At 69.3% G+C, this 25051-nt stretch carries 35 protein-coding genes; 23 read left to right on the forward strand and 12 right to left on the reverse strand.

Annotated elements, in window-relative coordinates:
- Nucleotides 1-26 precede the first annotated feature (26 nt).
- Both EYW40_RS14990 and EYW40_RS14995 read left to right on the forward strand, forming a co-directional pair.
- The gene (locus EYW40_RS14990) at nucleotides 27-299 is read left to right on the forward strand and encodes a winged helix-turn-helix domain-containing protein (RefSeq protein ID WP_135822471.1); all 273 of its coding nucleotides are present in this window, start codon (nucleotides 27-29) and stop codon (nucleotides 297-299) included.
- Between the two features lie 2 nt (nucleotides 300-301).
- Nucleotides 302-598, forward strand: a complete 297-nt coding sequence (locus EYW40_RS14995; protein WP_135822472.1) for a DUF8036 family membrane protein — start codon at nucleotides 302-304, stop codon at nucleotides 596-598.
- Between the two features lie 30 nt (nucleotides 599-628).
- On the opposite strand, the gene EYW40_RS15000 is transcribed toward EYW40_RS14995, so the two are convergent.
- The 3 genes from EYW40_RS15000 to EYW40_RS15010 all read right to left on the reverse strand — a co-directional run bounded on the left by EYW40_RS15000 (nucleotide 629) and on the right by EYW40_RS15010 (nucleotide 3046).
- Nucleotides 629-1030, reverse strand: coding sequence for a hypothetical protein (locus EYW40_RS15000; RefSeq protein WP_135822473.1), 402 nt, complete (start codon nucleotides 1028-1030; stop codon nucleotides 629-631).
- Between the two features lie 97 nt (nucleotides 1031-1127).
- The gene (locus tag EYW40_RS15005; protein ID WP_135822474.1) at nucleotides 1128-1724 is read right to left on the reverse strand and encodes a zinc metalloprotease; all 597 of its coding nucleotides are present in this window, start codon (nucleotides 1722-1724) and stop codon (nucleotides 1128-1130) included.
- The gene (locus tag EYW40_RS15010) at nucleotides 1724-3046 is read right to left on the reverse strand and encodes a TraB/GumN family protein (protein ID WP_135822475.1); all 1323 of its coding nucleotides are present in this window, start codon (nucleotides 3044-3046) and stop codon (nucleotides 1724-1726) included. Before EYW40_RS15010 ends, EYW40_RS15005 begins: the two co-directional genes overlap by 1 nt.
- Before the next feature lie 114 nt (nucleotides 3047-3160).
- On the opposite strand from EYW40_RS15010, the gene EYW40_RS15015 reads away from it, so the two are divergent.
- The 7 genes from EYW40_RS15015 to EYW40_RS15045 all read left to right on the forward strand — a co-directional run bounded on the left by EYW40_RS15015 (nucleotide 3161) and on the right by EYW40_RS15045 (nucleotide 7580).
- Complete coding sequence (locus EYW40_RS15015) at nucleotides 3161-3601, forward strand: acyl-CoA thioesterase (RefSeq protein ID WP_135822476.1); 441 nt, start codon at nucleotides 3161-3163, stop codon at nucleotides 3599-3601.
- A gap of 35 nt (nucleotides 3602-3636) precedes the next feature.
- Complete coding sequence (locus EYW40_RS15020; RefSeq protein ID WP_135822477.1) at nucleotides 3637-4095, forward strand: DUF7992 family protein; 459 nt, start codon at nucleotides 3637-3639, stop codon at nucleotides 4093-4095.
- A gap of 561 nt (nucleotides 4096-4656) precedes the next feature.
- Entirely contained in the window at nucleotides 4657-5490 is an 834-nt protein-coding gene (locus EYW40_RS15025) for an N-acyl homoserine lactonase family protein (RefSeq protein WP_135822478.1), read from the forward strand.
- A gap of 42 nt (nucleotides 5491-5532) precedes the next feature.
- Complete coding sequence (locus EYW40_RS15030) at nucleotides 5533-6207, forward strand: helix-turn-helix domain-containing protein (RefSeq protein ID WP_135822479.1); 675 nt, start codon at nucleotides 5533-5535, stop codon at nucleotides 6205-6207.
- A gap of 56 nt (nucleotides 6208-6263) precedes the next feature.
- Nucleotides 6264-6608: a DUF7344 domain-containing protein gene (locus tag EYW40_RS15035; RefSeq protein WP_135822480.1), complete on the forward strand. Its 345-nt coding sequence runs from the start codon at nucleotides 6264-6266 to the stop codon at nucleotides 6606-6608.
- Nucleotides 6609-6761: 153 nt separating this feature from the next.
- Nucleotides 6762-6941, forward strand: a complete 180-nt coding sequence (locus EYW40_RS15040) for an HEWD family protein (RefSeq protein WP_135822481.1) — start codon at nucleotides 6762-6764, stop codon at nucleotides 6939-6941.
- A 150-nt stretch (nucleotides 6942-7091) separates the two neighbouring features.
- Nucleotides 7092-7580 carry a 50S ribosomal protein L11 gene (locus tag EYW40_RS15045; RefSeq protein ID WP_135822482.1) on the forward strand — a complete coding sequence of 163 codons (489 nt, stop codon included), beginning with the start codon at nucleotides 7092-7094 and terminating at the stop codon, nucleotides 7578-7580.
- A gap of 58 nt (nucleotides 7581-7638) precedes the next feature.
- Here the strand turns inward: EYW40_RS15045 and EYW40_RS15050 are convergent, their stop codons facing one another.
- Nucleotides 7639-8376: a hypothetical protein gene (locus tag EYW40_RS15050; protein WP_135822483.1), complete on the reverse strand. Its 738-nt coding sequence runs from the start codon at nucleotides 8374-8376 to the stop codon at nucleotides 7639-7641.
- A gap of 171 nt (nucleotides 8377-8547) precedes the next feature.
- On the opposite strand from EYW40_RS15050, the gene EYW40_RS15055 reads away from it, so the two are divergent.
- From EYW40_RS15055 to EYW40_RS15080, 6 genes are all read left to right on the forward strand, one after another.
- Entirely contained in the window at nucleotides 8548-9186 is a 639-nt protein-coding gene (locus EYW40_RS15055; RefSeq protein ID WP_135822484.1) for a 50S ribosomal protein L1, read from the forward strand.
- A gap of 1 nt (nucleotide 9187) precedes the next feature.
- Nucleotides 9188-10249 carry a 50S ribosomal protein L10 gene (locus EYW40_RS15060; RefSeq protein WP_135822485.1) on the forward strand — a complete coding sequence of 354 codons (1062 nt, stop codon included), beginning with the start codon at nucleotides 9188-9190 and terminating at the stop codon, nucleotides 10247-10249.
- Between the two features lie 2 nt (nucleotides 10250-10251).
- Nucleotides 10252-10611 (forward strand): 50S ribosomal protein P1, encoded by a 360-nt coding sequence (gene rpl12p, locus EYW40_RS15065; RefSeq protein WP_135822486.1) that lies wholly within the window; start codon nucleotides 10252-10254, stop codon nucleotides 10609-10611.
- 118 nt (nucleotides 10612-10729) lie between these two features.
- On the forward strand, nucleotides 10730-11971 hold the full coding sequence (locus tag EYW40_RS15070) for a tripartite tricarboxylate transporter permease (RefSeq protein WP_135822487.1): 1242 nt from the start codon (nucleotides 10730-10732) through the stop codon (nucleotides 11969-11971).
- Nucleotides 11972-12042: 71 nt separating this feature from the next.
- Entirely contained in the window at nucleotides 12043-12222 is a 180-nt protein-coding gene (locus tag EYW40_RS15075; protein ID WP_121822564.1) for an HVO_2753 family zinc finger protein, read from the forward strand.
- 2 nt (nucleotides 12223-12224) lie between these two features.
- Nucleotides 12225-12491 (forward strand): elongation factor 1-beta, encoded by a 267-nt coding sequence (locus EYW40_RS15080; RefSeq protein WP_135822488.1) that lies wholly within the window; start codon nucleotides 12225-12227, stop codon nucleotides 12489-12491.
- A 206-nt stretch (nucleotides 12492-12697) separates the two neighbouring features.
- Here the strand turns inward: EYW40_RS15080 and EYW40_RS15085 are convergent, their stop codons facing one another.
- Nucleotides 12698-13861, reverse strand: a complete 1164-nt coding sequence (locus tag EYW40_RS15085; protein WP_135822489.1) for a cystathionine gamma-synthase — start codon at nucleotides 13859-13861, stop codon at nucleotides 12698-12700.
- A 137-nt stretch (nucleotides 13862-13998) separates the two neighbouring features.
- On the opposite strand from EYW40_RS15085, the gene EYW40_RS15090 reads away from it, so the two are divergent.
- The 8 genes from EYW40_RS15090 (at nucleotide 13999) to EYW40_RS15125 (ending at nucleotide 20098) form a co-directional block, all read left to right on the forward strand.
- A complete protein-coding gene (locus EYW40_RS15090; RefSeq protein WP_135822490.1) occupies nucleotides 13999-14289 on the forward strand; it encodes a 50S ribosomal protein L21e in 291 nt (96 codons plus the stop codon).
- A gap of 1 nt (nucleotide 14290) precedes the next feature.
- Nucleotides 14291-14647: an RNA polymerase Rpb4 family protein gene (locus EYW40_RS15095; RefSeq protein WP_135822491.1), complete on the forward strand. Its 357-nt coding sequence runs from the start codon at nucleotides 14291-14293 to the stop codon at nucleotides 14645-14647.
- A gap of 63 nt (nucleotides 14648-14710) precedes the next feature.
- A complete protein-coding gene (locus tag EYW40_RS15100) occupies nucleotides 14711-15301 on the forward strand; it encodes a DUF655 domain-containing protein (RefSeq protein WP_135822492.1) in 591 nt (196 codons plus the stop codon).
- 54 nt (nucleotides 15302-15355) lie between these two features.
- A complete protein-coding gene (locus EYW40_RS15105) occupies nucleotides 15356-16198 on the forward strand; it encodes a 16S ribosomal RNA methyltransferase A (RefSeq protein ID WP_135822493.1) in 843 nt (280 codons plus the stop codon).
- Entirely contained in the window at nucleotides 16188-17321 is a 1134-nt protein-coding gene (locus tag EYW40_RS15110; protein ID WP_135822494.1) for a mechanosensitive ion channel family protein, read from the forward strand. The genes EYW40_RS15105 and EYW40_RS15110 overlap by 11 nt, the downstream gene beginning before the upstream one ends.
- A complete protein-coding gene (locus EYW40_RS15115) occupies nucleotides 17318-17914 on the forward strand; it encodes a HemK2/MTQ2 family protein methyltransferase (RefSeq protein ID WP_135822495.1) in 597 nt (198 codons plus the stop codon). Before EYW40_RS15110 ends, EYW40_RS15115 begins: the two co-directional genes overlap by 4 nt.
- Before the next feature lie 121 nt (nucleotides 17915-18035).
- Entirely contained in the window at nucleotides 18036-19031 is a 996-nt protein-coding gene (locus tag EYW40_RS15120) for a 5-methyltetrahydropteroyltriglutamate--homocysteine methyltransferase (protein WP_135822496.1), read from the forward strand.
- Nucleotides 19028-20098, forward strand: a complete 1071-nt coding sequence (locus tag EYW40_RS15125; RefSeq protein ID WP_135822497.1) for a methionine synthase — start codon at nucleotides 19028-19030, stop codon at nucleotides 20096-20098. The genes EYW40_RS15120 and EYW40_RS15125 overlap by 4 nt, the downstream gene beginning before the upstream one ends.
- Nucleotides 20099-20174: 76 nt before the next feature.
- On the opposite strand, the gene EYW40_RS15130 is transcribed toward EYW40_RS15125, so the two are convergent.
- From EYW40_RS15130 to rpl7ae, 7 genes are read right to left on the reverse strand one after another with little or no spacing between them, the layout of a single operon-like run.
- Complete coding sequence (locus EYW40_RS15130; RefSeq protein WP_202614566.1) at nucleotides 20175-20573, reverse strand: hypothetical protein; 399 nt, start codon at nucleotides 20571-20573, stop codon at nucleotides 20175-20177.
- Nucleotides 20570-22987 (reverse strand): penicillin acylase family protein, encoded by a 2418-nt coding sequence (locus EYW40_RS15135; protein ID WP_135822498.1) that lies wholly within the window; start codon nucleotides 22985-22987, stop codon nucleotides 20570-20572. The genes EYW40_RS15130 and EYW40_RS15135 overlap by 4 nt, the downstream gene beginning before the upstream one ends.
- Nucleotides 22988-23028: 41 nt before the next feature.
- Nucleotides 23029-23388: a hypothetical protein gene (locus tag EYW40_RS15140; protein WP_135822499.1), complete on the reverse strand. Its 360-nt coding sequence runs from the start codon at nucleotides 23386-23388 to the stop codon at nucleotides 23029-23031.
- Between the two features lie 45 nt (nucleotides 23389-23433).
- The gene (ndk, locus tag EYW40_RS15145) at nucleotides 23434-23898 is read right to left on the reverse strand and encodes a nucleoside-diphosphate kinase (protein ID WP_135822500.1); all 465 of its coding nucleotides are present in this window, start codon (nucleotides 23896-23898) and stop codon (nucleotides 23434-23436) included.
- Nucleotides 23895-24257, reverse strand: coding sequence for a 50S ribosomal protein L24e (locus EYW40_RS15150; protein WP_135822501.1), 363 nt, complete (start codon nucleotides 24255-24257; stop codon nucleotides 23895-23897). Before EYW40_RS15150 ends, ndk begins: the two co-directional genes overlap by 4 nt.
- A gap of 2 nt (nucleotides 24258-24259) precedes the next feature.
- A complete protein-coding gene (locus EYW40_RS15155) occupies nucleotides 24260-24484 on the reverse strand; it encodes a 30S ribosomal protein S28e (RefSeq protein WP_121822578.1) in 225 nt (74 codons plus the stop codon).
- A gap of 11 nt (nucleotides 24485-24495) precedes the next feature.
- Nucleotides 24496-24858: a 50S ribosomal protein L7Ae gene (rpl7ae, locus tag EYW40_RS15160; protein WP_135822502.1), complete on the reverse strand. Its 363-nt coding sequence runs from the start codon at nucleotides 24856-24858 to the stop codon at nucleotides 24496-24498.
- Nucleotides 24859-25051: the final 193 nt, after the last annotated feature.

The following is a 25051-nucleotide window of genomic DNA, read 5'->3' on the forward strand; positions in this document are numbered from 1 at the left end:
CGTCGGCGTGAGGGTGGGGGACGGAGATGGAACAGGCGCTCTGGTATCTCTTCGCCGGCACGCGCGGCGGCGAGAACCGGGCGCGGATCGTCCGCGTCCTCTCGGAGCGCCCACGGAACGCGAACCAGATCGCCGAGGCGATGGACGTGGACTACAACACCGTCCGGCACCACCTTGAGATGCTCACCGAACACGACGTCGTCGAGACGGGCGGCAACGACTACGGGAAGCTGTACTTCCTGACCGACCGGTTCGAACACCACCGCGAGGAGTTCGAGGAGATACTGGAGCACGTCTGACCATGGCGATGGGCACCGAGATCATGGCCGCGAGCGTACTCGCCGGCGTCAACATCCTCCTGCTCGGCGGCCTGACGGCCGTCTGGGTCCGGAACTACCGCACCTTCCGCACGCCGCTGATACTGGGGCTTATCGCCTTCGGGAGCGTCATGCTGCTGGAGAACGCCGCCGCCATCTACTTCTTCTTCAGCACGAAGATGCTGTACTCCGGCGACCCCGGCGTCCAGACCGCCGTCGTCACGCTGCGAGCGCTCCAGTTCGTCGCGCTGGCCTTCCTGGCGTGGGTGACGGCGAAGTGACTGCGGGCGGCCGGGCGGGGGCCCGTCCGCTCACCCGCCCGGACAGAGGAGGTCCACGGAGACCGTCCCGTCCTCACCGTAGACGACCCACGCGTCGACGGCGTCCGCGTCGGTGCAGTCGGACCCGTCGAGGGCGGTGATTTCGGTCCGCGACTCCTCGACGACGACGTACACGTAGGCCGGGTCCCCGTCGAAGCCGTGGGCTTCGTTCGTCGTGTCGCCCGCCAGTTCGTACCGCGTCGAGAACAGGGTGTCCCGGTCGTCGTCCGTGAAGAACACGTCCAGCGTGACGGCGTCGTCGCCGTAGTTGCGCGCGGTTATCCCCACGTCGTCCTGCGTCTCGGAGCCGTCCGGTCCGAGGGAACTCGCACAGCCAGCCGTGAGACCGCTCGCGCCCAGTCCGAGCGTAGCGAGGAGGGTTCGCCGGTTCACGTCCCGTCGTACCACGCGCCCCGTGGTATGATTTCCGGTGGGTAGCCGGTGAATACATCGGCCGCAGGACGGAACCAGTCCCCGAGTGATCGGCCGGTCAGAACCCAGGCGTCCCGAGGAACAGCCAGACGACGAACGCGGCGCTCGGCAGGAAGACGGCCAGGTAGACCGCCTTGTTCCAGCGCAGCACCGTCTTGCCGTCCAGTGGCCCGTACGGGATCATGTTGAACGCGGCGAGGAAGCCGTTGACCCCGACGCCGAGCGTGCCGACGGTGTAGCCGCCGACCGCCGGATCGACGCCCGAGACGACCAGCGCGCCGAACGGCACCATCAGCAGGAGGTTCGTCACCGGCCCGGCTAGCGAGATGATGCCGTTCTCGCGGGGCGTGATCCGGCCGCGGTGGTGGACCGCGCCCGGCGCGGCGAAGATGAACCCGGCGAGCGCGCTCATCACGGCGACGAACAGCATCCCGTAGTCCGCCCGGAACTCCGCGACCTGACCGAACCGCACGGCGACGACTTTGTGTGCCAGTTCGTGCAGCAGGAACGCGACGCCGACGGTCGCCAGGCTCGCGGGCAGAAAGGCCACCACGTCGCCGACGGCGAGGCCCCGGACGAAGAATATCGAGAACGCCGCCCCCAGCGCGACCCACGCCGCCGCCAGGTCGACCAGTTCGCGGCCGGAAAAACGCATCAGGTCACGAGCCCCCACAGCAACTCCGCGCTGTTTTCCGCGCCGGCGATCAGTTCGCTCATGATCCCGCTGACGCCGCCGATCTCCGGGGCCAGCCACGGCAGGACCGTGAAGGGAAACAGGAAGCTGGCGATCATGCTCCCGATGTTCGTCAGCGCGACGACCATGATGAGCCGGAACAGCGGCACGTCGAACATCCGGCCGAGCAGGTCCCGGATGGGACTCTCCTCGTCGTTCAGGATCTCGTTCAGCCGGCCGACGTCGCCGATGTCGACGGCCGTGTGCCGGAGTTCGACGTAGCCGGCGAACCAGCCCGGGGCGAGCAGCGGGTTGACGCTGGTGAGCCACGCGACCGCGCCGCCGACGCCCGCGCTGGTCCAGCGCGCGCCGGCCAGCTTCGCCAGCGTGAACGCGAAGAAGCCGTTGAACAGGAACCAGGCGACGAACAGCTTCAGCAGGAACGCGTCGTTGACCCCGGCCATGACGAGCAGGAAGAAGAAGGCCAGGAACCCGAGGGTAAAGAGGTAGCCAAGCAGTTTGAACGGGGAGAACCGCGACCCCGACTCCGTCCCGACGAGGCTCTCCATCGGCGGGAGCGACGAGGGGTTTTCGAGGTAGCGCTCGATCCCCTCGCGGTGGCCCGCGCCGACGACGGCGACGACGTGGTACCCCTGCTCGCGGAGCCCGATCAGCCTGTGGGCGATGAACGCGTCGCGCTCGTCGATGAGCGCCTCCGCGCCGCCGGGGCTGAACCGGCGGAACTCCTCTATCATCGCGGTGACGACGTCGGCGTCGGTGATGTCGTCCATCGAGAACTCCTCCTCCGGTTCGGACCCGAACCCGAACAGCCCCAGAAAGAGGCTGCCGACCATCTTCAGCTTCTCCACGAACGTCATCCGCGCCCAGAAGCGCTGGATCGTCACCTGGATGTCCCGGTCGACCAGCGCGACGCCGAGGCCCAAGTCCTCGGCCGTGTCGATGGCGGCTTTCATGTCCGCGCCCGGTTCGATGTCGAACCGGTCGCCGAGCCGCGTCTGGACGTAGGAGAGCATCCAGTAGGCGAGGAACTGGAACACCGTGTTGCCCCGGAGGAGGTCGCGGGCCTCGATGTCCTGTCCCGTGCCCTCGCCTTTCATCTGCTGGTAGCGCCCCTCGTCGAGTTCGACCGCGACCACGTCGGGCCGTTCCGTCTCGACGGTCCGCTCCACTTCCTCGACGCTGTCGGCGGAGACGTGCGCCGTCCCGACGACCGTGACCCGGCCGTCGCCCGAGGGCGGGGACGACGACCGGAGGGAGGACGACGACTCCGCTTCGTCAGTCATGCCGTTCGCTATTCGGGCACGGCTTTTACCGTTGTCGGAGCGCGGAACGCCGCGCTCGAACCCGCATCGGAGCGGAACGCCACGTTCTTTCAGCCGCCCGGGAAAGGGTCGGGCATGCCGAGCCTGATGGAGACGTACATCGAGAACCGCGAGATGGTCCAGCCCAACCACGCGAACAACCTCGATACCGTCCACGGCGGGAACGTGATGAAGTGGATGGACGAGGTGGGGGCGATGTCGGCCATGCGCTTCGCGGGGAAGGCCTGCGTCACCGCCCGGGTCAACGAGATGGACTTCCGCCGGCCGATCCTCGTCGGCGACACCGCGGTGATCGAGGCGTACGTGTACGACGCGGGGGAGACGAGCGTCCACGTCCACCTGCGCGCGTTCCGCGAGAACCCCCGGACCCGGGAGCGGGAACCGACCACCGAATCGTACTTCGTCTACGTCGGGATCGACGAGTCCGGCGACCCCTCCCCCGTGCCGGACCTCGTCGTCGACAGCGAGGAGGGAAAGCGCCGCCGCCGCGAGGCCGTCGAAGGACTCGACGCCTGAGAACGCTTATTCCCCGGCGCGGCGTAGACCGTGCCATGGCTCTCGAAGCGGACGCACCGATGCCGCCGGAACTGCAGGAGACGGACCCCGAGTCGTACGACGACGCCAGCGTCGAGGGGCAGAGCGACTACCACCGCGACGACCTGGAGGCGTTTCTCAAACAGGGCGCGTGGGAGGACGCCTTCGACGAGTGGGCCGCCCAGTCCGACATGGACGAGGCGGAGTTCGAGGTCGCGACCGACCTCGAACTGTTCCGGGAGTTCGACTTCTTCTGGGACGACTTCGCCGACAGGGTCGGCTACCACGCCCCCGGGATCCCCGAGGACTGGCGCGAACGGGAGTACCACCCCGAACTCGACTCCTGGGGTACCGTCTCGTCGATCAACGCGGGGCTGACCGAACTGGGACAGGTCGTCAGCGAGACGCTGAAACAGGAGTACGTCGACTGGGAGGCCGAGTACAGCGCGCCCGACGACCTCCCGGACTTCGAGTAGCCGCGACGGCCGGAAAACCGGTCGTGGTCCACCCGTCGCCGGAACTGAATACCCGTCCCCGGCGTGGGCGGTGGGTGCCTCTCGTTCGTGCCCGAATCGTCGTTCCGTCGGCCCGCAGATGGCGTCTCCCGGCGTCCCGTGCCCGCGGAACCCCGCGTACCCCCGACCGCGGACGGACGCCGCGAACTCCCCGTCCCCGTCGGCCCCGGAGTCGCCCCGTTTTCCCCGAGTGAACCCTTTCACGGCGGACAAAAGGGGTTTGTGACAAACCCGTCCAAACGAACCCCAACCGCTCGCCGGAGCGGCTTGATCGGACCAGCAGGTCGAGCGGAGCGAACAGACGGCGCGTGGGACGGACGCGGTGCGGCGCGCCGTGCTCCCGCCCGGACCGGCACCGCGCGACCGTTTCAGGTCACGGCGGGGCTGGCCCCGGAATGGGACATAAACCTCCGGGCGGGCGGACCGCCCGGCTACCGGGGAGCGTCCCGCCGTTCGGTTCGACGCGTGTGCGACTCAGTAACATGCCAAAACTATATCGCCGGCGGCGTCGACCCGCGAACCGTGCCACGGATTCATCTCCTCGACCACGGCTACCTCGAAGTGGACGAACGGTTTCACTACCCGATGACGGACCTGGCGACGCGGTCGAACCCGTCGCCGACGGTAGATCGGATACGGATCCCGTCGTTCTCGCTCGTGTACGAGGACGACGCGAACACCGTCGTCGTCGACACGGGCGGCCACCCCGACGGAATGGACGGGTACTGGCCCGAGTGGCTGCGGGAGACGGTGTCGTGGACGGGCGACGACGAACACCTGTTCGAGAACCGGCTCGAACAGATCGGGCTCGCACCGGGGGACGTGGACGCCGTCGTCCAGACGCACCTCCACAACGACCACGCGGGCAACCTCCGCCTGTTCGCCGGGAGCGACGTGCCGGTGTACGCACACCGCGAGGAACTGGAGTGGGCGTTCTACGCCGCGAACGTCGTTCGGGAGCCACAGGCCCGTGGCGCGTACGTGCCCGCGGACTACGACCACGACCTCGACTGGCGGCCCCTGTCGGGCGATCGCGGCCAGGTCGTTCCCGGGGTCGAGTGGATCCACCTCCCCGGCCACGCGCCCGGCATGACTGGACTGCTGTTCACCGAACTCGACGAACCGCTCTTCCTCGTCGGGGACGCGGCGTTCCGCGAGGGCAACGTGTTCCCCGACGCGGTCCAGCCGGGCGCGAACTGGGACCACGCCGACTGGGCGGACGTCGCCGTCCCCCGGATCCGGGAGGTCGTCGACGAATCCGACCCGAACGTCATCTACGGCCACGACCCCGACACGTTCGACCGGTACGACGGCTACGCTGACGTCGGCCAGGTCGGCGACACGTCGTTCAACTGACAGGAGCGACACGTTAGGTAGCTCCGACGCGTAACGCGCTCAATGCCGATCATCGCGGAGTTCAGTCATCCCGCCTCGGAGTTCGTGCTCGGGCGGGCCGTGTCGAAGTACCCGGACGTCACCGTGGAGGTCGAGCGGATCGTGGCCGACACGGCCGACCGCGTGACGCCGTTTTACTGGGCCACCGGCGACGAGATAGAGGGGTTTCACGAGACGCTGACGACCGACCCGACCGTCGACGACGTCCGCGTGCTCGACGAGGACGGCGACGGCCGGTTCTACCGCGCGGAGTGGTCGGCGAACGTGGAACCCCTGGTGTACGCGCTCCGGGACGCGGAGGCGTCCATCCTGAGCGCGGTCGCCACCGACGGCGTGTGGCACGTCCGGATCCTCTTTCCGGACCACGACTCGCTCTCCGAGTTCCACGACATCTGCGCGACGTACGACCTCGGCTTCGAACTGCTCCGCCTGTACGAAGCCGAGGGGTCGAGCGACCCAGCGGAGCAGCGGCTGACGGACGAGCAGCGGGAGACGCTCGAACTCGCGCTCGACCGCGGCTACTTCGAGGTCCCGCGGCGGGTGACGACCGACGACCTCGCCGAGGAACTCGGAGTCTCGACCAACGCCGTCTCGAAGCGCCTGCGCCGGGGGCACGAGACCGTCCTTCGGGAGGCGTTCGAGGGGGTCGCCGGCGCCGAGGAGCGGGAGGGGATATAAACCCGTTCGAAATCGAGCCGATCCGAGCATCAGTCGATCCCGCCTACGATACGTCGATGGAAGTCGACCACAGCCGTTCGGAGACGGACGGGGGCGACGGCGAGTTGGACCGGATCGGGGAACTGTTCGACGCGCTCGCGGAGCCCGCGCGACGACGGATCCTCGAACGGGTCGACGCCGCGGACGACGCGCTCCGGGTCGAGACCCTGGCCGGCCAGCTCGCGGACGGCACGGAGGAGCTACCGGCCGTCCGCGCGTCGCTCGCACACGTTCACCTGCCGAAGCTGAACGAGTACGGGATCGTGGAGTACGACAGCGACGCGCTCGCCGTGGAGTCGGTTCCGGCGACGGGGCGGGCGCTCGGCCTCGTCGGGACGGCGTCGGGCGACCCCGACCGGTAGCCGACGGCGGGGGCCGACGAGACGTGTTCGATCCAGTTAGTGCGGGTGTCGATGGCAAGCGCGGCTATTTTCGATCGTCCGTCCAGTTAGATCCGCAACACGGCCGAGCTTCCGGCTGATAACGTTATATACCTCCGCGACGTTGGGCCGTGTATGGGCACAGCGCTCCGAACTCCGAGCCGGCGCAAGTGCGAACGGTGTGGCCGCAGCGAACGCTGGGACGAGGACGCCGAAACCTGGCGCATCCGCGTGGAGGACGGCGAGCGACTGGTCGGGAACCCCCACTGCATCCACGAGTGGGACATCACGGGGTCGTTCACGCCGATCGAGTGACCGTCGACTGCGACTTTTCAGCGGTTCCTTCCGCCCGCCGCGACTTCGAACCCCGAGACGTATCGGCGGGTCCGCGCGGGCGGGTGTGGCGGGTTGACGCCCCGGGCGTGAAAAGCAACCCTTAAACCTCGCGCGGGGGTTCGTCAGGGTATGGCCGGTACTATCGAAGTGCTCGTTCCCGGCGGCGAGGCCAACCCTGGCCCGCCGCTCGGACCCGAGCTCGGACCGACGCCTGTCGACGTACAGGCCGTCGTCGGTGAGATCAACGACCAGACCGAAGCGTTCGACGGCACGGAAGTGCCCGTCACCGTCGAGTACGAGGACGACGGCTCCTTCGAGATCGAGGTCGGCGTCCCGCCGACGGCGGAACTGATCAAGGACGAGGCCGGTTTCGAGACCGGCAGCGGCGAACCCCAGGAGACCTTCGTCGCCGACCTCTCGGTCGACCAGGTCAAGCAGATCGCGGAGCAGAAACACCCCGACCTGCTCTCCTACGACCTGAAGAACGCCGCGAAGGAGGTCGTCGGCACCTGCACCTCGCTGGGCGTCACCATCGAGGGCGAGAACCCCCGCGAGTTCAAGGAGAAGATCGACGCCGGCGAGTACGACGAGTACTTCGCCGAGGAAGCCGCGGCGTAACGCCGGTTCTCACTTTCCGACGCAGTTCCCCGTAGCCGCCGCTGTGTTCGGGCGGCGGTCACACCGCGACGAGCACCGCCGCGTACGCGGCGGCACCGACAAGGAAGTAGCCGAAGCGGCTCTCCCGCTCGGTCGGGAGCTCCTCCTTGATGACGTTCAGCACGACGCCGCCGCCGACGAACGCGTACGCCGCGAGAACGGCGGCCTCGTCGACCTCGACTACGAGCGCGAGCCCCCACCCCGCGAGGATCGCCGCCGAGAGGACCCACCGCCCCCACCGGTCGTAGCCGGCGGCGTGATGCCGGCGCAGACCGTCGTCATTGACGACGAAGTGAAACCCCATCGCCACCGCGAACAGGACGATCCCCTCCCCCTGCCTAGCGTAGCCCACGAGCAGGTAGCCGATAGTCGCGTTGAGCAGGCCGTACGACAGGAGTTGGACCCACAGTACCGTCCCCGCCGCCGGGTCGTCGTCCGGACGGCCGTCGGCGGCGTCGCTGGCGGTCCGCGCGTAGCGCTCCAGCCCGTAGAACAGGACGAACCCGGCCAGCGCGATCAGGTAGGCGTGGTGGGCGAAGGCGTCGACGACGGGGTGGTCGGTCGCCTCGATGGCCGCCTGCCCCGCGCCGAGTTCCGGCAGCACGTGGACGAACACGTACGCGACCGAGACGCCGCCGCCGAGGGACAGCCACCCGCTCCGCGGGACCACCGCGCTCAACTGGAGGTGCTTCGCCGCGGCGTGGATGACGGCGAGTCCGAGGGCGAGCGCGGCCGTCGTCGGGACGTGACCCGTCATACCGGCCGGACGACGGCGCGACCCAAAGGCCCGTGGGGAGGGTAGCGGGGCGCTACGGCGGGCTTTCGCTTCGACGGGTTTAAGTTCGACATGGGCCACTGTCCGAACGAGACAGGCTTCGCCTGTTTCACTGACCCGTAGGAGCATTCCTGCGCACTACGGAGGTGAACGATGGCAGACCAGGAGATAGAGCAAGCAGTATCCCGCGCACTCGAGGACGCCCCCGAGCGGAACTTCCGTGAGACGGTGGACCTCGCGATCAACTTGCGCGATCTAGACCTTAACGAACCGTCGAACCGTGTAGACGAAAGTATCGTCCTGCCGTCCGGGACGGGCCAAGAGACGCAGATCGTCGTGTTCGCGGAGGGCGAGACCGCCCTCCGCGCCGAGGACGTCGCCGACGACGTCCTCGACGGCGACGAACTGGCCGACCTGGGCGACGACGACGACGCGGCGAAGGACCTCGCCGAGGAGACCGACTTCTTCGTCGCCGAGGAGGCGCTGATGCAGGACATCGGCCGCTACCTCGGTACCATCCTCGGCCCGCGAGGGAAGATGCCGACGCCGCTGTCCCCGGACGACGACGTCGTCGAAACGGTCAACCGAATGAAAAACACCGTCCAGCTTCGCAGCGGCGACCGCCGGACGTTCCACACCCGCGTCGGCGCGGAGGACATGTCCGCCGAGGGGATCGCGGACAACATCGACGTCATCATGCGCCGCCTGCACGCCGACCTGGAGAAGGGGCCGCTCAACATCGACACGGTGTTCGTCAAGACGACGATGGGCCCCGCCGTGGAGGTGGCCTGATATGAGCGCCGGAGCGGAACGCAAGACCCAGAACCTGCCCGAGTGGAAGCGGGAGGAGGTCGACGATCTGGTCGACCTCGTCGAGAGCTACGAGAGCGTCGGCGTCGTCAACATCGCCGGCATCCCGAGCCGCCAGCTCCAGGACATGCGCCGTGGCCTGCACGGCACCGCGGAGCTGCGCGTCAGTCGGAACACGCTGCTCGTCCGCGCCCTCGAAGAGGTCGAGGGCGGGCTGGAGCAGCTCACCGACGACATCGAGGGACAGGTCGGCCTGATCGGGACGAACGAGAACCCGTTCTCGCTGTACCAGGAGCTCGAGGCCTCGAAGACCCCCGCACCGATCGGCGCGGGCGAGGTCGCGCCCAACGACATCGTCATCCCCGAGGGTGACACGGGCGTCGACCCGGGCCCGTTCGTCGGCGAACTCCAGAACGTCGGCGCGTCGGCCCGCATCATGGAGGGCTCGATCCAGGTCACAGAGGACAGCACCGTCCTCGAACAGGGCGAGGAGGTCTCGCCCGACCTGGAGAACGTCCTGAACGAGCTCGGCATCGAGCCGAAGGAAGTCGGGCTGGACCTGCGCTCCGTCGTGAGCGAGGGCGTCCTGTTCGACCCCGAGGACCTGGACATCGACGTCGAGCAGTACCGCAGCGACGTGTCGACGGCCGCCGCGCGCGCCCGGAACCTCGCGGTCAACGCCGAGTACCCGACCGCGCAGACGGTCCCGACGCTCGTCTCGAAGGCGACGGGCGAGGCCAAGAGCCTCGGCCTGCAGGCCTCCATCGAGAGCCCCGACCTCGCCGACGACCTCGTGGCCAAGGCGGACGCACAGGTGCGTGCGCTGGCCGCGCAGGTCGACGACGAGGAGGCGCTCCCCGAGGAGCTGCAGGACGTCGAGGCCCCCGCCGCGGGCGGTGCGGCCGAGGCCGACGAGGAAGAGGAATCGACTGACGAGGACGGCGACGCCGACGCCGGTGCGGAGGAGTCCGAGGCGGCCGACGAGGCCGACGACGATGACGACGAGGACTCCGCCGCGGAAGGACTCGGCGACATGTTCGGATAACAATGGAGTACGTTTACGCAGCACTCATCCTGAACGAGACTGGCGAAGAGCTCAACGAAGACAACATCACCGGCGTCCTCGAGGCCGCCGGCGTCGACGTGCAGGAGTCCCGCGTCAAGGCCCTCGTGGCCGCGCTGGAGGACGTCGACATCGACGAGGCGGTCGCCGAGGCCGCCGCAGTCCCCGCCGGCGGTGCCGCCGCGGCACCCGCCGAGGGTGGCGACGAGGAGGCCGCCGACGAGGGCGGCGACGAGGAGACCGAAGAGGCCGAGGAGGACCTGCCGGACACGCAGGACGACGACGACGAGGACGACGGCGACGACGAGGCCAGCGGCGAGGGCCTCGGCGAACTCTTCGGTTAAGCCGCGATCACAACTCACACGTTTTTATCGACGCCGACCCGGTAGCCGCGGCTGCGCGATCCCGCGAGCGCCGCGGGCGGCGAACGTTCAAATACGAGGCCGCGGCCAGCGGGGGGCGATGGACCTCGTCGGCATCAGGGTAGTCGTCGCGCCGGGCAGCGCCGCGGCCGTGCTCGCGTTCGTCCTCGGCGGCGTCGCGCTCGGGACGGTCAGCGGCCTGACGCCCGGGCTCCACGCCAACAACTTCGCGCTCGTCCTCGCCGCGGCGGCCGGCGAGATACCCGGCCCGCCGCTCCTGCTCGGCGTGGCGATGCTGTCGGCGGGGGTTGTCCACACGTTCCTCGACGCGGTGCCCGCGCTGGCGCTCGGCGTGCCCGACGCGGCGATGGCGGCGACGGCGCTCCCCGGCCACCGCCTCGTCATCGCCGGCCAGGGGTACGAGGCGGTCCGGCTCTCGGCGCTCGGGAGCGGGCTGGCCGTCGCGGTCGCGCTCCCGCTCGCGGTGCCGGTGACCGAGGCGATGACTGCGGTGTATCCGACGCTGCGCGCGCACCTACCCCTGGTTCTCGGCGGCGTGGTCGTCCTGCTGGCCGCGACGGAGCGGTCGGTCCGCGCGGCGGCGGCCGGCCTCGCGACGTTCGCGGCTAGTGCCGCGCTCGGGGCGCTGACGCTCGATCTCTCGCCGGCCGCGCCGCTCTCCGCCGGCGGGATGCTGACGCCGCTGTTCGCCGGGCTGTTCGGCGCGCCCGTGCTCGTCGACGCGCTGGACGGTGCCGGCGTGCCGCCGCAGGCCGACCCGACCGTCGCCTCATCGCGGCGGGCGGTGTTCGGGATGGCCGCGGCCGGAGCGCTCGCGGGCGCGGCGGTGGGCTACCTCCCCGGCGTGTCGAGCGCCATCGCCGCGGTGGCCGTGTTGGCGCTCGCGCCCGGCGGGGCCGGCGACAGGGGATACATCGTGGCGACCAGCGGGGTCAACACGGCCAACACCGTCTTCGCCCTCTTCGCGCTCGTCGCCATCCGCCAGCCACGGACCGGCGTGCTCGTCGCGTTCGACGAGGTCGGCGCGCCGCTGAACCTGCCGCTGCTCGTCGGCACCGCGGCGCTGGCGAGCGTCGCGGGGTTCTGTCTCGTGCTCGCGCTCGGGGACCGGTACCTGCGGGTCGTCGGGCGGATGGACTACCGCCGGCTCTCGCTCACCGTGCTCGCGCTGCTGGTCTGTCTCTCCGCGCTGTTCGCGGGGATCGTCGGCGTCGCGGCGTTCGCCGTCAGCGCCGCGCTCGGGCTGGTGCCCGTTCGCCTCGGCGTGCGGCGGGTTCACCTCATGGGCGTGCTCATCGGGCCGCTGGCGCTCGGACTCTGACGCTCGACTGGACCGATAGTTTCCCGACGCGAAAAACAACGGTTAAAAGTGGCCGGGCGGTACGGGTGTGTATGAGCGAGTCGGAACAGAAACGAGCGCAGAAGTGTGTCTCCTGCGGGATCAACATCTCGGGGACGACCGCCGCCGCGTTCAAGTGTCCGGACTGTGGGCACCAGATCTACCGGTGTTCGAAGTGTCGCAAGCAGAGCAACCTCTACAAGTGCCCGGACTGCGGGTTCACGGGACCGTAACCATGGGGAAGGTAGCCGCCAAGATCAAGGTCATGCCGCAGAGCCCGGACGTCGACCTGGACGACCTCCAGGAGCGTCTGGAGAACACCCTGCCGGAGGGCGCGAAGATAAACGGCGTCGAGCGCGACGAGGTCGCGTTCGGGCTCGTCGCCCTCTACCCGACCGTCATCGTCCCCGACGACGCGGGCGGGACGGAGGCCGTCGAGGAGGAGTTCGGCAACGTCGACGGCGTCGAGAGCGTCGAAGTCGAGAACGTCGGCCGGATATAACGACGCGCACGCGAACCGAGCGCTCGGTTCGTTCCTTTTCACCCGTTCGTCGCGCACCGACCGCGACACGCGGGTAACTCACGACGGACAGCCGAGGGTTTATCCGCGAAGCCGGGACCACACCCGCCGTGACCTGACGACTCGTCGTGAGGGGGACGGGGCGGGAGCGCGGGACACCCCTCGCGGACCGGCGCGCCGCCTGCACGCTATTCCAAGGCCGACTCCATCGCCTGTCGGAGGTCGGCTTTCAGGTCCTCGACGTGTTCGACCCCGACGCTCGCCCGGATGAGGCCGTCGGAGAGCCCGGCCGCGACGCGCTCCTCGCGGGGGATCGAGGCGTGGGTCATGGTCGCGGGCTGCTCGATGAGGCTCTCGACGCCGCCGAGGCTCTCCGCGAGCGTGAACACGTCGGTGCTGGAGACGAACTCGGCGGCCTCGTCGAGGCTGGCGTCGAGTTCGAAGCTGAGCATCCCGCCGAAGTCGTCCATCTGCTCGGCGGCGACGTCGTGGCCCGGGTGGGACTCCAGCCCGGGGTAGTACACGGTGTCGACGTCGGGGTGGTCGTCGAGCCACGCGGCCAGTTCCCGGGCGTTGTCGCAGTGGCGGTCCATCCTGACGGGGAGCGTCTTCGTGCCTCGGAGGACGAGGAAACACTCGTGAGGCCCGGGCGTCGCGCCGACGCTGTTCTGGTAGAAGCCGAAGCGCTCGTCCAGTTCGTCGTCGTTCGTCAGCAAGGCTCCCCCGACGACGTCGGAGTGGCCGCCGAGGTACTTCGTCAGCGAGTGCGTGACCACGTCAGCGCCGAGGTCCAGCGGGCGCTGGAGGTACGGCGTGGCGAACGTGTTGTCGATGGCACAGAGCGCGTCGTGGTCGTGGGCTATCTCGGCCGCCCCCGCGATGTCGACGATAGACATAAGCGGGTTTGTCGGCGTCTCCAGCCACAGCAGCGCCGTCTCGTCGCGGAACGCCGCCTCGATGGCGTCCAGGTCGGTCATGTCGACGTAGGAAAACTCCACGTCGTACTGCGTGTACACCTGGTCGAAGATGCGTCGTGTCCCGCCGTAGATGTCCTCGCCGCTGACGACGTGGTCGCCCGCCTCCAGCAGGTTGAGAACGGTGTTTATCGCGCCCATCCCCGAGGAGAAACAGCGGCCGTGCTCGGCGTTCTCCAGGCTGGCGAGGTTCGCTTCGAGGTCGGTGCGGGTGGGGTTGCCCGTCCGGGAGTACTCGTAACCGCGGTGGTCGCCGGGGGCGTCCTGCTCGTAGGTGGAGTTGGCGTGGATCGGCGTCATCAGCGCGCCGGTCTCCTCGTCGGGCTCCTGGCCCGCGTGGATCGACCGCGTCTCGATGCGGAAGTCGTCGTCGGACATGGTCGCCACAACGGGGCGGCCGCGGAAAGTAGTACCTCTCTCGTCCCGTGTGCCGAACGGTGTGGCGGTCGCGAACGGACCGACGAGGCGGGAACGCACCTTTTATAACCGTCAGCGGACAAGGACAGGGCACGACTATGCCGAACTCCGACGGCCCTCGCAAGAAAACACGGAACAAACTCTCGAACGACCCCCGCGACCGCGGCACGTCGCCGCCCCAGCGAGCGATCCAGGACTTCGAGGCGGGCCAGAAGGTCCACCTGAAGATCGACCCGAGCGTGCCGGACGGCCGCTTCCACCCCCGCTTCGACGGACGGACGGGTGAGGTCGAGGGCGAGCAGGGGAGCTGTTTCAAGGTCGCCATCAACGACGGCGGCAAGGACAAGACCCTGATCGTCGCCCCGCAGCACCTGCGCGCACAGCAGTAGCATGACCATCTTCAAAGAGAAGGTAGACGAGGACTACCTCACCATCTCCGAGGCCAAGGAGCTGCTCGCCGACGTGGAGGCGGAGCGGGCCGCCGACGAGGACCGCGAGATGCGGTACGAGCTCGCCCGAGCGATCGAGCACGTGAACCGCTTTGCCCTCCTCACGCCGGAGGAGTCACGCGAACTGGTCGAGGAGCTGCTCGAACTGGAGAAGGTCGACGAGGCGACCGCGTACAAGATCGCCGACCTGCTGCCGCGGGACCGGGACGAGCTCCGCGCCGTGTTCGCACAGGAGCGGTACTCCCTGTCGGGCGAGGAGTTGGACGACGTGCTGAACGTCGTCGCCAAGTACGTCTGATCGGCACGCGATTTCTCCGCGGGCGACGGTTTAAGTGTCCGGTCGCCGTACGCGTACGTCAGGATGACCAACACCGACAGCGACGAGTCGGCGGTCCGCCGGGCAGTGTTGCTGGATTACATGCCACACGGGCGGGCGGACGACGACAGGCCGCAGTACCAGAAGCCGCCGCTGGCGTACGCGGTCGGGAAGGAGGACTTCGAGCTTTTCGAGATCGTCTTCGAGGAGGACGCGGACGCCGCTATCGGTGACACGGTCGTCGTGGAACCGCGGGAGGAACGCGAGGAGATCGACCGGATTCGAACGGTCGAGTACGAGGACCTGTCCGGTGGGGCACAGTCGGAACTCGAGTACGTCATCGAGGAGGTAGTGACGGAACACGAGGAGCGGTTCGTCGACTTCTACAACGACGCCCAGCCGATCACTCTGCGGCTCCACCAGCTCAACCTGCTGCCCGGGATCGGCAAGAAGCTCCGGAACAACGTGTTGGACGAGCGAAAGCGGGGTCGGTTCGAGAGCTTCGAGGACCTAGAGGAGCGGATCGCCGGCCTGCACGACCCGAAGGGCGTGCTGGCAGAGCGGATCCTGGAGGAGATCCGGGACGAGGACCTGAAGTACCGGGCGTTCGTCGGGCGGGACGGCGACGGCGAGTAACCTCGCTCTCCCGGAGGGTTTTAAACCGTCCGTTGCATACCGGCGGGTAACCGAATGAGAGACCCAGACGGACTCCTGGCGCGGGCGGGAGTCAGCGGGGACCCGAACCGCGACCAGCACTTCCTGGTCGACGACCGCGTGCTGGACCGCCTCCCGTCGTACGCGGTCGACGCCGGGGCCGACTGCTCGCACGTTCTGGAGATCGGCGCGGGCACCGGCGCGCTGACCGACAGGCTGCTCGGCGTCGCCGACAGGGTGACGGCGATAGAGCGGGACCCGGAGCTGGCCGCCTTCCTGCGCGAGGAGTTCGCCGCGGAGATCGACGCCGGCGATCTCGTCGTGGTCGAGGGCGACGCGCTGGACGTCGACCTGCCGGAGTTCACCGCGTCAGTGTCGAACCTGCCCTACGGCGCGTCCAGCGAGATCGCCTTCCGGCTGTTGCCCCTCGGGAAACCGCTCGTGTTGATGTTCCAGACGGAGTTCGCCGAGCGGATGGCGGCCGCCCCCGGGAGCGACGAGTACGGGCGGCTCTCGGTGTCGGCGGGCCACTACGCGGAGGTGGAGGTCGTCGAGACCGTGCCGAAGGAGGCGTTCTCGCCGCCGCCGGCCGTCGAGAGCGCGGTCGTGCGGACGACGCCGCGGGAGCCCGAATACGAGGTCGAGGACGACGAGTTCTTCCTGCGGTTCGTGAAGGCGCTTTTCACCCAGCGGCGCAAGACGATGCGCAACGCGGTCCGGAACACCGCCCACATCTCGGGGCTCGACGACCCGGACGCCGTGGTCGAGGCGGCCGACGAGTCGCTGATGAGCAGGCGGGCGGGGACCGTGACGCCCGCGGAGTTCGCGGCGCTGGCGACGCTGGCGGCGGACGTCGGGGTGGTCGAGGATGCTGGCTAGCCTCGCGGAGTCGGTGAACCAACTATCGGACGTGTTCCAGTCCGTCGAGGCGCGGGTGGCGATCACCGCACTCTGTCTCGTCGCCGTGTTCACGGTCGCACGGCTGTCGCGGGTCGCACAGGCCAAACTGAGCGCGTACGTCAAGCCGATCTGGGCCGACGTCGTCACGACCGTCGGGTTCGTCGTCGGCTTCCTCGGCGCGGCGCTTGTCAGCGTCGGCGTCTGGGGGCAAGCGGACCTGGCCAGCGACGCAGTCGGCCGGTTAGGGCTGGGCAGCGAGGCGATCCCCGACATCGCGTTCACGTTGGTCGTCATCGTGGGCACGCACGTCCTGATCCGCTTCACGAAGCGCCTGCTGGCGGAGCTTCAGGGGTCCAGCCACGCGGTCTCGGAGCACCAGCGGGAGATCACGCTCCGGCTGACCCAGGTGATCCTCTGGTCGCTGGCGATCATCGTCGTCCTCGGCGTGTGGGACTTCGACCTGTCGGGGCTGCTCGTCGGGGCCGGCTTCCTCGGCATCATCGTCGGCATGGCGGCCAGACAGACGCTCGGCGCGATGCTCGCCGGGTTCGTACTGATGTTCGCCCGGCCGTTCGAGATCGGCGACTGGGTCGAGATCGGCGAGGAGGAGGGGATCGTCACGGACATCACCATCGTCAACACGCGCATCCAGACGTTCGACGGGGAGTACGTGATGATCCCCAACGACGTGGTGTCGGGCAACACGATAATCAACCGGACGCGGAAGGGACGGCTCCGGCTGGAAGTCGAGGTCGGCGTCGACTACGAGGCCGACGTGGAGCGCGCCTCGAAGGTGTCGAAGGCCGCGATGGGCGAGGTCGACGAGGTGCTCACGGTGCCGACGCCACAGGTTGTCACCAAGCGGTTCGACGACTCGTCGGTCGTCCTCGGCCTACGGTTCTGGATCGACAAGCCCAGCGCCCGCCGCAAATGGCGCGCCCGAACGGGGGTCATCCAGAACGTGAAGTCGGCGTTCGCGGAGGACGGCATCAAGATCCCGTTCCCGCAGCGCGAACTCATGGGCCGCGAGGAGACCGAGGGGTTCCGCACCGCCGAGCGCCGCGAGGCAGCCCCGACGGCGACCGACGGCGGGGACGAATGACGGATCTGGCCGACCGCCGCGGGCTGGAGACGGAGGTGTATCAGCCGGCGGAGGACTCGGACCTCCTTGCGACCGCGGCGGTCGAGGCGGTCGCGGCCGGCGACAGGGTGCTGGACGTCGGGACCGGGTCGGGGTACGTCGCGGGGACGGTCGCCGCCGAGACCGGCGCGCGCGTCGTCGCGTCGGACCTGAACCCCCACGCGTGTCGGCAGGCCCGGGAGCGCGCGGCCGAGGCGGGCGTCGACCTCGACGTGGTGCGGGCGGACCTCGTCGCTCCCTTCCGGGACGGCGCGTTCGACGCCGTCCTGTTCAACCCGCCGTACCTCCCGGCGAACGAGGAGGCAGAGCGCGACGACTGGATGGAGGTGGCGCTGTCGGGCGGCGAGACGGGGCGGGCGGTCGTCGACCCGTTCCTCGACGCGGTCGGGCGCGTCCTCGCGCCGTCGGGCGTCGTCCTGTTGCTGGTGAGCAGTCTCACTGGGGTCGACGAGGTGCTGGCCCGCGCGGCCGACCGCGGGTTCGCCGCCGAGACGGTCGCCGAGGAGTCGTTCCCGTTCGAGACGCTGACCGTGCAGGCGCTCCGGCGGGACTGACCGGCGGCGCGCGTCGCTCGCGACGACCGGAACGTGTCCCTTGCCAACCATTGTCATAACTACAGCGCATTTACTGGAAGGAGAAATATTATAGGGCATCATGTCCTAGCCGTAGCTACCAATGACGGAACTCGTAGCGGCCTCCCCGGGGCTGTTCCCGCTCCCGGACTGGGCGAAAGACGACCTTTCGGACCTGAAAGGACACCAGAAGCACGACCTGATAAGCGGTAACGAGGGCGACGACATCGTCGCGACGTACGACGAGGCGCGCGCCGAAGTCGTCGACCTCCAGACCGAAGCCGGCCTCGACCTGGTCGGCGAGGGGCAACTGCGCTGGGACGACATGCTCGCGCACCCGCTGGCCGTCCACGACAACGTGGAGACCCGCGGCATCGTGCGCTACTACGACAACAACAACTTCTACCGCGACCCCGTCGTCACGGGCGACCTGACGTTCGACGGCGACGTGGCCGCGGAACTGGAGGCCGCCGCCGAGCGCACCGACTCGCTGCAGGCGGTGCTCCCCGGTCCGTACTCGCTGGCCGACCTCGCGACCGACGAGCACTACGGCGACGAGGCCGAGTTCCTCGACGCGGTCGCCGACTTCCTCGCCGACGAGGCGGACGCGTTCCCCGACGTCGAGACGCTGTTCCTGCTGGAGCCGTCGCTCGTCGAGAACCCGCCCGAGGACGGCGAAGACGAGCGCGCCAGCGAGGCTATCGACGCCGTCGCGAGCGCCGTCGACGCCGACGTGGTCGCCCACACCTACTGGGGCGCGCTCGACGAGAAGGTGTACGCCCACCTGCTCGACGCGGACGTCGACGCCGTCGGCTTCGACTTCGTGAACGAGCAGGAGGACAACCTGTACAACATCAACGAGTACGGCGCGACCGACGACGTGGCGCTCGGCCTCGTGAACGGGCAGAACACGCTCCAGGAGGAGCCCGACGCCATCCGCGAGCGCGTCGAGTGGGTGCAGGAACAGACCCCCGGCGCGGAGTTCGACCGCGCGTACCTCACCGTCAACACCGAGTCGTTCTACCTGCCGTACGCCGAGTTCGAGCGGAAACTGGCGGCGCTGGCCGAGGCCGCGTCGACCCAGGAGGTGACAGCATGACCAACGAGAACAAAGAGCAGTTCCGTCCGGCGGACCACCCGAACGACAGCTTCATCCTGACGACGGTCGTCGGGAGCTACCCCAAGCCGAAGTGGCTCGACCGCGCCCGCGACCTCTACGAGGACGAGGACGCCGACTTCGACGAGGACGCCTGGGAGGAAGCCAAGGACGACGGCTCGCGGCTCATCACCGAGGAGCACGAACGGGCCGGCCTCGACGTGGTCGTCGACGGCGAGATGCGCCGCAACGAGATGGTCGAGTTCTTCGCCGACCGCATCGAGGGCTACGAGTTCAAGGGTCCCGTCAAGGTGTGGGGCCACAACACCTTCGACAAGCCGAGCGTCGTCGACGACGTCGAGTACGACGAGTCGTGGCTCGTCGACGAGTACGAGTTCACCGCCGACGTCGCCGACCGCCCGGTGAAGGTGCCGATCACCGGTCCGTACACGCTCGCCTCCTGGTGTTTCAACGAGGCCTACGAGGACGACGCGGCGCTGGCCAACGACCTGGCCGACCTCGTCAACGAGGAGATAGAGAAACTCGTCGACGCCGGCGCGCGCTACATCCAGATCGACGAGCCGGCGCTGGCGACGACGCCGGACGACCACGCCATCGTCGGCGACTGCCTGGAGCGCATCGTCGACGACATCCCGGAGGACGTGCGCATCGGCCTGCACGTCTGCTACGGCGACTACTTCCGCATCTACCCGGAGATCCTCGAGTTCCCCGTCGACGAGTTCGACCTCGAACTCGCGAACGGCGACTACGAGCAACTCGACGTGTTCAAGGACCCCGAGTTCACGAAGGACCTGGCGCTCGGCGTCACCGACGTCCACGTCGCCGAGGTCGAGTCCGTCGAGGAGATAAAGGAAAACGTCAAGAAGGGCCTGGAGGTCGTCCCGCCCGAGCAACTCGTCGTCAGCCCGGACTGCGGGCTGAAGCTCCTGCCCCGCGAGGTCGCCTACGAGAAGATGGCCAACATGGTCGAGGCGACCCGCGAGGTCGAGGCCGAACTGGACGAGGGCGAGATAGACGTCGGGCGGAGCGCGGTCAGCGCCGACGACTGAGTGGCGGAGGAGTCAGCGGGAAGCCGCAGTCGCGCGGTGGTAGCCGACGACTGACGGCGGCGAATTTTTAGCCGTGTTAGACGACGCCGCGAGTCAGCGAGCCCAGCAGCGGCAGCGCCAGCGCCGACCCGACGGCGACGTATGCGGGCTGTCCGAGCGCGAGCAGTTCGCCGGCCCCCATCGCCGGCGACAGGAGGACGAACGTCGCCAGGACGATCACGCCGACGGCGACGCCCGCTGCGAGTGCGCGGGGGAGGCTCCGGCGGGTGAGTCCGACCAGCGCGCCCGCGAACACCAGGCCGAGCCAGTGGAGCCAGGCCACGCCGACGCCAGCCACGAGCGCGACCACCAGCGCGATCCGACGCCGCCGGTCGTCGGCCCGGAACGCAGCGACCCGGCGGTCGAGGGCGGCGAGCAGTCCGTCCCGGTCGCCCGGCGCGTCCGCCTCGCCGGATTCGGCCGTCGCGTCGCTCATTCTCCACCCCCCTCGACGGTCACGTCGGGGTCGCCGTCGGGCACCTCCCGCCGCATCGGCTTGTACTCGCCGTCCGCCCAGAGTTCGAGCTGGTCGTCGTAGTGCTCGGAGAAGTACGACCCGTCCTGGCCGCCGGGAATGACGCTGCGGGACTCGGCGTCGCCCATCGGGGTGATCATCCGCCAGCTACTGCCGGCCCCGCCCTCCTTGCGGTAGTTGAACACGGTGTACGCCGACCCGTCGGTCGGCAGCCGGTCGTAGTTCAGCGCCGACACCTGCCCGCCGAACTGGTGGTCGATCGCGGTGACGTTGTAGTCGCCGTAGGTCTCCCAGCCCGCGTCCTCGATGCGGTCGACGGCAGCGTCCATCGCCGTCGCGAGGACTTCCGCGCGGTCGCCGTCGAAGGCCGCGTGGTCGGCCGGCAGCGACACCAGCACGCGCTCCTGGGGCCAGTAGCTCTCGTCCAGCCCGAGCGCCTCGAAGTCGTCGGCCCAGGTCGCCCGGCGGAACTCCTCGTACCAGATCCGGAAGGCGAGGGCGGCCGCCGAGTCGCGGTCCATCCGGTAGTCCCAGTCGGCCATGGCGTCGAGCCAGGGGTCGGCCGCCGCGGGCATCCGGTCCCGGGCGTCGAGGACGGCGGGCACCAGTTCACGCGCCCGTATGTCCAGTGTGTCGTTCTGTAGCGACGCCATCCACTCGCGGTCGACGCCGCCGCCGTCCTCGACGACCCGGTCCAGCCACTCGTAGATGCGCTGGCCCCGGAACCCGGACGCGTACTCCTGCCCGATGGGGTACTTGGGGTCGTCCAGCGGCCGCTGGTTGGCGGTCCCGAGGTAGTCCGGGTTGTCGACGCCGGGCTTGTCCCCGAACGGGACGAACGCCTCGGCCTCGCCGTCGGCCTCCCACGTGGATACGCCGAACGGCTCGAACCCGTCCCACTCGACCGCGCCGGCGGAGCCGTCGAACACGCGGTCGCCGCGGACCACCTCGCCGTCGGCGCGGCGGATCGGTATCTTCCCGGTCGTGTGGTACAGCGTCTCGCCGTCGCGGTCGGCGTACATCGCGTTCTGCGTGGGCACGTCGAACCGGCGGAGCGCGTCGAGGAACTCCCCCTTGCTCCCGGCCCGGCTGAACCGGTAGATGGCCGCCGACTCGCGGGTGCCACCCATCCCGGTCCAGGCGACGCCGACGTGCTGGGTCTCGCCGTCGACCTCCCGGTCGAGGTAAGCGCCGTGGACGGTCTTCCTGACCGCCACCTCGCGGTCGTCGCCGCCCGCCACCTCGACGGTCCGGGTCTCCGTCTCGAACTCGCGCCACTCGCCGTCGTGGCGGTAGCGCTCGCCGGCGTCGTCGGTCTCGTAGGTGTAGAGGTCGACCACGTCCGCGCCGGTGTTCGTAAAGCCCCAGGCCCCCTGGTCGTTCTGCCCGGTGACGACAAAGGGGATCCCCGGGAACGTCGCGCCGCGGACGTCGACGCCGCCGGCGACGATGTGCTGTTCGTACCAGACCGGGGGCACCATCAGCGTGAGGTGCGGGTCGTACGCGAAGACGGGGCTGCCGCTCTCGGTGTGCTCGCCGCTCACCACCCAGTGGTTCGACCCGAGGAGGTCCGGCGGCTCGAACGCCGACAGCCAGTCCAGCAGTTCGGGGCCGGCGGCGTCGCCGACGCGGGCGTCGTCCCCGGACTCTGCCGCCCCGTGGACCTCGCCGCCCGTCCGCCCCTCCCGGATGATGGGCGAGTCGTGGGGGAGCCGCGCGGGGAACAGCTCCCGGTACGTTTCGGCGTCGAGTTCCTCCCGCAGGACGCCCCGCCGGAGCGTCTCGAAACTGCCCGTCAGCCCCCAGGACACCTGCTGGCCGACCAGCAGCGTGTCGAGCGTCTCCCACTCGCGGGGCTCGTACCCCAGGAGGCCGAACTCCAGGGGGAGCGGCCCGGCGTCGAGGTAGGCGTTGACGCCGTCCCGGAAGGCCGCCGCCAGTTCGGCCGCCCGCGTGCCCTCGATGGCCGACTGCGAGGCCTCCGCGGCCCCCCGGAAGTCCATCTTGGCGTGGAACCGGTCCGACTCCAGCGTCCGCTCGCCGAACGCCGCCGAGAGCGTCCCGTTCATCCGTCGGCGGATGAGGTCCATCTCGAACAGCCGGTCGGCCGCCTGCACGTAGCCGACGGCGAAGTACGCCGCGTCCTCGGTGTCGGCCTCGACGTGGGGCACGTGGTAGTCGTCGTACGTGACCGTCGCGGGGCCGTGCGGGCCCTCGACGGTGTCGGGGACCGACCGGCGGGCGCTCTCCCAGGCGCTCCCCGAGGGTGCCGCGAATCGGTCGAGCAGGTCGCCGGCGGGCGAGAGCGACGCCGCGCCCACGCCGCCGCCGACGACGGCGGCGAGCAGCGCCCGGCGGGTCCGGTCGATGTCCATACCACCCCGTGTGAGCGGGGAATCTTAAATCCCGGGCGGGTTTAGGCCGGCACCAGCAGGTACGCGACCAGTACGAGCGGCGCGGCGTACAGCACCGCGAGGAACGCGGGGCGGCTTCCCCGCCGCGTCACCGCAAGCGCGACGTGGGCGGCGGGCACCGCGAGCGCCGCCGCTACCACGCCGGGCGAGTCGCCGAGGGCGTTGCTGTGAGGTGTCGTCTCCGCGACGACGTACGCCGTCGCGAACGCGAGGACGGCCGCCGCCGCGTAGTGGACGCGCCCGGCCGGGTCGGCGAGCGCGGCCAGGAACCCGCCGGCCAGCGAGACGCCGAACGTGACGCCGAGCAGGAGCCCCGGGACGGGGTCGCCGTGGCCGGCGTGGAGGATCGCCATCGGAGCCATCGCTCGTCGGTACGGGCGGCGGCGAAATGAAGGGTGCGAAAGCGGTTACTCGTACAGCCAGGTCTCGTCGACGCGCTCGTAGTCGACCAGTTCCTCCTCGTCGAAGTAGAGGTCGATCTCGCGCTCGTTCGCGCCGGGGTCCTCGTGGTCCGCGGCGTGGACGACGTTCCTGCCCAGGTCGAGGGCGTAGTCGCCCCGGATGGTGCCGGGCGCGGCCTCGGCCGGGTCGGTGTCGCCGATGATCTGGCGCACCTGCCGGGTGGCGTCCTGCCCCTCCCACACCATGGGGACGACCGGACCGGACGTGATGAAGTCCGTCAGGTCGTCGAAGAAGGGCTTGTCGGTGTGCTCGGCGTAGTGCTCCTCGGCCTGCGCCTGGCTCATCTGGATGAACTTCGCGCCGACCAGCTTCAGGCCGCGCTCCTCGAGACGGGAGACGATTTCGCCCACGAGTCCGCGCTGGACCGCGTCGGGCTTTGCCATGACGAACGTCCGCTCGCGCTCGCTCATGCTTCGGTCTCCTCGACGTCGTCGGCCGCCTCGGCGTCCTCGTCGCTGCTCTCGTCAGCGGCGTCCTCGGTCGCCTCCTCCTCGTCGGCGGCCGCTTCCTCGGCCTCGGCCGTCTCGTCCTGTTCCTCCCGGTCCGCCTCGGCGGCAGACTCTCGCTCCGACTGTGCGGCGCGCCGCTCCTTCTGGGCGTGGGCCTCCTCGGTCCACTCGGTGTCGCGCGGTTCGCGACCCAGGTCGGCGTTCTTCTCGCACTTGCTGGAGCAGTAGTGGATCGTGGTGCCGTCGGTGCGGACGAACATCGTCCCGGTGCCGGGCTCGATGTCCGCGCCGCAGTAGTCACACTCCCGGGTCTGTGGCATCGTTACTGCCCCCCGATGGAGTCTGCCTCGCGGGCCGTCTCGCGGAGCTGCAGCACGTCACCCTCGCGGACGGGGCCGAGGCAGTTCCGCGTGATGATACGGCCCTGGTTCTCGCCTTCCCGGATGCGGCACTTGACCTGCATGGCCTCGCCGTGCATCCCGGTCTTGCCCACGATCTCGATGACCTCTGCGGGCGTGGATCCGTCTTCGGACTCTTCAGCGCTCATGAGTTATCGCCTCAGCGGAGGTCCTCGACTTTCTCGGCGATGTCCTCGACGTCGTCGTCCGCCTCGCCGGCGTCGACGACCGCCGCGGCGGCGCTGCCGACTTCCAGGCCGGCCGCGTGGCCGACGTCGTCCTGGTTGTCGATGAAGACGTAGGGGATGCCCTTCTCGTCGGCCAGCTCGGGGAGATGCATGACGATCTCCTCGGGCTGGACGTCCTCGGCGACGTAGATGAGCGCCGCGTTGCCGCGCTCGACCGCCTTCGTCGTTTCGTTCGTGCCTTTCTTCACCGTTCCTGTGTCTCGGGCGACCTCGAGCGCCTCGATGGCGTCGTCCTGGAGGTCGGCCGGGACGTCGAAATCTGCGTATACTGGCATTGTTAGTCACCTCCCGCGCGTGGGCTCGCGCTCCCCTGCCGTCGCCGCAGCGGTGCGGGCCGAGGACAGCTGGGTGGGCCCTCGACCGCCCGCCGGCGGCTTGAGTCCTGTGTGGCTAGGAGCATCATCAACCCCGCGCAGGCTGTAACTGCGAATAGCGCACCACCCCATAAAAGCGCTTTCAAACGTGCGA

Origin of the sequence: Halostella litorea, from assembly GCF_004785955.1 — an archaeon.
GTDB classification, from domain to species: Archaea; Halobacteriota; Halobacteria; order Halobacteriales; family Natronoarchaeaceae; genus Halostella; species Halostella litorea.